The 787-nt window shown below is 40.7% G+C and carries 2 protein-coding genes; both read right to left on the reverse strand.

Annotation, left to right across the window (positions count from 1 at the left end; translation table 11 throughout):
* The coding region (locus A3766_RS31825) for a hypothetical protein (RefSeq protein ID WP_231882822.1) at nt 1–215 on the reverse strand (215 nt) is incomplete at its 3' end.
* 84 nt (nt 216–299) lie between these two features.
* Nucleotides 300–787, reverse strand: a 488-nt coding sequence (locus tag A3766_RS02970) for a hypothetical protein (RefSeq protein ID WP_231882823.1), incomplete at its 5' end; no start/stop codon positions are given.

Consider the following 787-nt stretch of genomic DNA (forward strand, 5'->3'; position numbering starts at 1 on the left):
GTATAGAGCCGCTCTCTTTCAGGTTTTACAAGTGCCTTTGAGACCCTTTTACCATCAATTACATAACTAAATTTGGATCCTATTGAACTACTACCATCTTCTGAAGTGTGATATTTAAACTCACACGAAAGAGATTCATACCCTAGCTCACTGCTTATCATCATGAGTTCGCTCAACTCATTCAATAGTGATACTTGCTCATCCATAATATTCATAAATCACCATTCCTGCTATAACGCCGCGTTAACCGCGCGAGCCGAAGGCGAGTCCGGTTGAACGCTTGGTTAGAATTTCTTTATTTAGTACGTTTTAACTTCAAAATACTTTATTTTCTTGTTTTCAATAACTGGATCGATCACGTATATATTCCCAGCTTCCAGCCGCGCGATGATATTATTATCTTCTACTCTAGTTCGCTCCATTTCTGCGTATGCTTCAGAGCTTGCTACAATGGCACCAGTATCAACGCTTGCCCCCATGGCTCCGCCAGCAACACCTCCTGCAATAGCTCCTGCGATATATGCACCTTCATTGTACTTGTGACTGGTTACCTCAATTTCATACTCTCCGGGTTTGACATATAACCATCGTTTAGACTTTCCAGAAAGTTTTTCGCCATTAATTGACTTAAGTAACACTGTATAAATTGTTCCAGCCCTTTGTCCTTCACTGTATGTATACAAGATTGCTGACTCGCTTTTAGGGGTATTCTTTGAGACGTTGAAATAGCTAGAGGCACACGAACTAAGCAAGCTAGCGAGTATTGTTATTGAAAGTAGCTTGATCA

It is taken from the genome of Oleiphilus sp. HI0132 (assembly GCF_001635845.1).